This is a genomic window from Fructobacillus ficulneus (assembly GCF_001047075.2).
Taxonomy (GTDB): Bacteria; Bacillota; Bacilli; order Lactobacillales; family Lactobacillaceae; genus Fructobacillus; species Fructobacillus ficulneus.
In genome coordinates, this window is the sequence record NZ_DF967983.1 from 1 (window position 1) to 5,242 (window position 5,242).

Consider the following 5,242-nt stretch of genomic DNA (forward strand, 5'->3'; position numbering starts at 1 on the left):
TCAGCTTTGGTAAACTAAATGAGTTGCCCTAACAAGGCATCGCACATTGAAAACTGAACAAAACTTTGAACAAACAAATCTGTAACGGTGGTCATCACGGTCGATGATCACAAACAAATTTGCGAAGTCAATTCGTAACAAACAATAAACGGATAGGCGTTATCGAGAGATAGCAACTAGTCAGTTTAATCGAAGAGCAATCTTCAAACTTTTAACATGAGAGTTTGATCCTGGCTCAGGATGAACGCTGGCGGCGTGCCTAATACATGCAAGTCGAACGCGCAGCGAAAGGTGCTTGCACCTTTCAAGCGAGTGGCGAACGGGTGAGTAACACGTGAATAACCTACCGAAAAGCAGGGGATAACATTTGGAAACAGATGCTAATACCGTATAAAACGTACTGTCGCATGACAAAACGTTAAAAGGTCCGTTCGGACCACTTTTTGATGGATTCGCGGTGCATTAGTTAGTTGGTGAGGTAAAGGCTCACCAAGACAATGATGCATAGCCGAGTTGAGAGACTGACCGGCCACATTGGGACTGAGACACGGCCCAAACTCCTACGGGAGGCTGCAGTAGGGAATCTTCCACAATGGACGAAAGTCTGATGGAGCAACGCCGCGTGTGTGATGAAGGCTTTCGGGTCGTAAAGCACTGTTGTATGGGAAGAACAGGTAGGTTAGGAAATGAACCTGCTTTGACGGTACCATACCAGAAAGGGACGGCTAAATACGTGCCAGCAGCCGCGGTAATACGTATGTCCCGAGCGTTATCCGGATTTATTGGGCGTAAAGCGAGCGCAGACGGTTCGATAAGTCTGAAGTGAAAGCCCACAGCTCAACTGTGGAAGTGCTTTGGAAACTGTCGAACTTGAGTGCAGTAGAGGTAAGTGGAACTCCATGTGTAGCGGTGGAATGCGTAGATATATGGAAGAACACCAGTGGCGAAGGCGGCTTACTGGACTGCAACTGACGTTGAGGCTCGAAAGTGTGGGTAGCAAACAGGATTAGATACCCTGGTAGTCCACACCGTAAACGATGAACACTAGGTGTTAGGGGGTTTCCGCCCCTTAGTGCCGAAGCTAACGCATTAAGTGTTCCGCCTGGGGAGTACGACCGCAAGGTTGAAACTCAAAGGAATTGACGGGGACCCGCACAAGCGGTGGAGCATGTGGTTTAATTCGAAGCAACGCGAAGAACCTTACCAGGTCTTGACATCCTTTGAAGGTACTAGAGATAGTGCTGTTTTCTTCGGAAACAAAGTGACAGGTGGTGCATGGCCGTCGTCAGCTCGTGTCGTGAGATGTTGGGTTAAGTCCCGCAACGAGCGCAACCCTTATGTTTAGTTGCCAGCATTCAGTTGGGCACTCTAGACAGACTGCCGGTGACAAACCGGAGGAAGGCGGGGACGACGTCAGGTCATCATGCCCCTTATGACCTGGGCTACACACGTGCTACAATGGCGTATACAACGAGCAGCAAACTCGCGAGGGTAAGCGAATCTCTTAAAGTACGTCTCAGTTCGGATTGTAGTCTGCAACTCGACTACATGAAGTCGGAATCGCTAGTAATCGCGGATCAGCATGCCGCGGTGAATACGTTCCCGGGTCTTGTACACACCGCCCGTCACACCATGGGAGTTTGTAATGCCCAAAGCCGGTGGCCTAACCTTCGGGGAGGAGCCGTCTAAGGCAGGACAGATGACTGGGGTGAAGTCGTAACAAGGTAGCCGTAGGAGAACCTGCGGCTGGATCACCTCCTTTCTAAGGATAATCGGAGCGTTACAGGGGCTTAAGTGCCAATTTAGTTTGTTTTAAAGTTTTGTTTAGTTTTGAGTGCGCGAGTGCACGAAAAGACACCAGCGTATGGGGGATTAGCTCAGCTGGGAGAGCACCTGCTTTGCAAGCAGGGGGTCAACGGTTCGATCCCGTTATTCTCCATTACCTGGTATTGTCTGAGAAGAGAATACTAGGTAGCTTGTACATTGAAAACTGAATAATCAAGAAATTCTTTTAAAATGATTCAGAGGTGAATCATCTAAATGAACCGAGAAACAACACAAGTTCTTTAACAAGAACGGTTTAATCGCAGGTCTGAAAAATGACCAACTCATAAAACTGATCCAACTTTAAAAGTTGTGGTTAAGTGAATAAGGGCGCGTGGTGGATGCCTTGGCACTAGGAGCCGATGAAGGACGTGACTAACTACGATAAGCTTTGGTGAGCGGTAAGTACGCTATGACCCAGAGATTTCCGAATGGGGGAACCCAACATATAAAAATGTTATCGCTATCTGAATACATAGGATAGACGAAGGAATACGCTGTGAACTGAAACATCTCATTAGCAGCAGGAGCAGAAAGAAAAATCGATTCCCTGAGTAGCGGCGAGCGAAACGGGAAGAGCCCAAACCAGTGTGCTTGCATGCTGGGGTTGTAGGACTGTCGTTGAGTTACCAAGTTATTTGCTAGGTGAAAACGTTGGGAAGCGTTATCGAAGAGGGTGATAATCCCGTAACCGAAAGCAACATAACCTCTAGACAGGATCCTGAGTACGGCCGGACACGTGAAATCCGGTCGGAATCCGCGGGGACCATCCCGTAAGGCTAAATACTCCCTAGTGACCGATAGTGAACCAGTACCGTGAGGGAAAGGTGAAAAGCACCCCGGAAGGGGAGTGAAATAGTTCCTGAAACCACGACGCCTACAAGAAGTCAGAGCCCGTTAATGGGTGATGGCGTGCCTTTTGTAGAATGAACCGGCGAGTTACGGTATCGTGCAAGGTTAAGGTGAAAAAACCGGAGCCGCAGCGAAAGCGAGTGTGAATAGCGCGAAAAGTACGATGCTGTAGACCCGAAACCAGGTGACCTACCCATGGTCAGGATGAAGGTGAGGTAAAACTTACTGGAGGTCCGAACCGGTGCATGTTAAAAAATGCTCGGATGAACTGTGGGTAGCGGTGAAATTCCAAACGAACTTGGAGATAGCTGGTTCTCTCCGAAATAGCTTTAGGGCTAGCCTCATTATAAGCATACTGGAGGTAGAGCACTGTTAAGCCTAGGGGCCCATCTCGGGTTACCAAAGTTTGATAAACTCCGAATGCCAGATATGTATGAATGGGAGTCAGACGATGAGTGATAAGATCCACCGTCGAAAGGGGAACAGCCCAGACTGCCAGTTAAGGTCCCAAAATATATGTTAAGTGGAAAACGATGTGATAGTGCATAGACAACTAGGATGTTGGCTTAGAAGCAGCCACCATTTAAAGAGTGCGTAATAGCTCACTAGTCGAGTGCCATTGCGCGGAAAATGTACCGGGGCTAAACATATTACCGAAACTGCAGACGTGTTTAACACGTGATAGGAGAGCGTTGTAAGGGCAACGAAGGTCGACCGTGAGGACGGCTGGAGCGCTTACAAGTGAGAATGCCGGTATGAGTAGCGAAAGACAGGTGAGAATCCTGTCCACCGAATGACTAAGGATTCCTGGGGAAGGCTCGTCCACCCAGGGTAAGTCGGGACCTAAGGCGAGGCTGAGAAGCGTAGTCGATGGATAACAGGTTGAGATTCCTGTACCAGTTGTAAGGCGTTTGACCAATGGAGGGACGCAGGAGGCTAACAGATCACACTAATGGATGTGTGTGCAAGCAGTAAGTCTGGAGAAGAGTGAAATGCTTTTCTCCTTAAGGACAAGCTGTGATGCGGAGCGAAATAAAGTAGCGAAGTCTGTGACGTCACACTGCCAAGAAAAGCTTCTAGGGAGTCTTACACTGCCCGTACCGCAAACCGACACAGGTAGTCGAGTGGAGAACACTAAGGTGAGCGAGAGAACCCTCGTTAAGGAACTCGGCAAAATGACCCCGTAACTTCGGGAGAAGGGGTGCTCATGGCAACATGAGCCGCAGTGAAAAGGCCCAGGCGACTGTTTATCAAAAACACAGGTTTCTGCAAAATCGTAAGATGAAGTATAGGGGCTGACGCCTGCCCGGTGCTGGAAGGTTAAAAGGAGTGCTTAGCTTCGGCGAAGGTACGAATTGAAGCCCCAGTAAACGGCGGCCGTAACTATAACGGTCCTAAGGTAGCGAAATTCCTTGTCGGGTAAGTTCCGACCCGCACGAAAGGCGTAACGATCTGGGCACTGTCTCAACGAGGGACTCGGTGAAATTTAAATACCCGTGAAGATGCGGGTTACCCGCGACAGGACGGAAAGACCCCATGGAGCTTTACTGTAGCTTGATATTGAATGTTTGTGCTGCTTGTACAGCATAGGTAGGAGACTATGAAGGTTGGACGCTAGTCTAGCTGGAGTCGCACGGTGGGATACTACCCTCGTTGTATGAACATTCTAACAGCGGTCACTTAGCGTGATCCTGGACAGTGTCTGGTGGGCAGTTTGACTGGGGCGGTCGCCTCCTAAAAGGTAACGGAGGCGCTCAAAGGTTTGCTCAGAATGGTTGGAAATCATTCGTAGCGTGTAAAGGCATAAGCAAGCTTGACTGCGAGAGAGACAACTCGATCAGGTACGAAAGTAGGACTTAGTGATCCGGTGGTTCCGCATGGAAGGGCCATCGCTCAACGGATAAAAGCTACCCTGGGGATAACAGGCTCATCTCCCCCAAGAGTCCACATCGACGGGGAGGTTTGGCACCTCGATGTCGGCTCATCGCATCCTGGGGCTGTAGTCGGTCCCAAGGGTTGGGCTGTTCGCCCATTAAAGCGGTACGCGAGCTGGGTTCAGAACGTCGTGAGACAGTTCGGTCCCTATCCGTCGCGGGCGTTGGAAATTTGAGAGGAGCTGTCCTTAGTACGAGAGGACCGGGATGGACATACCGCTGGTGTACCAGTTGTTTTGCCAAAGGCATTGCTGGGTAGCTACGTATGGATGAGATAAACGCTGAAAGCATCTAAGTGTGAAACTCGCCTCGAGATGAGATTTCCCATCTAATTAATAGAGTAAGACCCCTCAGAGATGATGAGGTAGATAGGCTAGAAGTGGAAGTGTAGTGATACATTGAGCGGACTAGTACTAATCGGTCGAGGACTTAACCAAAGAGTCAAATGAGTGGTTCAGATAGAAGTTTAAAAGAAGAGTAAAGATTATTTAGTTTTGAGTGTAAAAGCTCAAGGTGTCGTGTCGATAGCATAGAGGAACCACCTGTTCCCATCTCGAACACAGAAGTTAAGCTCTATCACGCCGAAAGTAGTTGCCGGAACGCTGGCTGCGAGGATAGGAAGACGCGATGCC

Annotated in this window: 1 tRNA gene and 3 rRNA genes; all 4 read left to right on the forward strand. The window is 49.2% G+C overall.

What is annotated here, in order from left to right:
* Positions 1-212: 212 nt before the first annotated feature.
* The 4 genes from AOQ29_RS00365 (at position 213) to rrf (ending at position 5,241) form a co-directional block, all read left to right on the forward strand.
* Positions 213-1,762 (forward strand): 16S ribosomal RNA (locus tag AOQ29_RS00365).
* Between the two features lie 104 nt (positions 1,763-1,866).
* Positions 1,867-1,939 (forward strand) — tRNA-Ala (locus tag AOQ29_RS00370).
* Positions 1,940-2,138: 199 nt separating this feature from the next.
* Positions 2,139-5,047, forward strand: a 23S ribosomal RNA gene (locus AOQ29_RS00375).
* A 77-nt stretch (positions 5,048-5,124) separates the two neighbouring features.
* A 5S ribosomal RNA gene (rrf, locus tag AOQ29_RS00380) occupies positions 5,125-5,241 on the forward strand.
* Together the 16S, 23S and 5S rRNA genes with 1 tRNA gene alongside form the textbook arrangement of a ribosomal RNA operon.
* The last annotated feature ends 1 nt before the right edge of the window (position 5,242 follow it).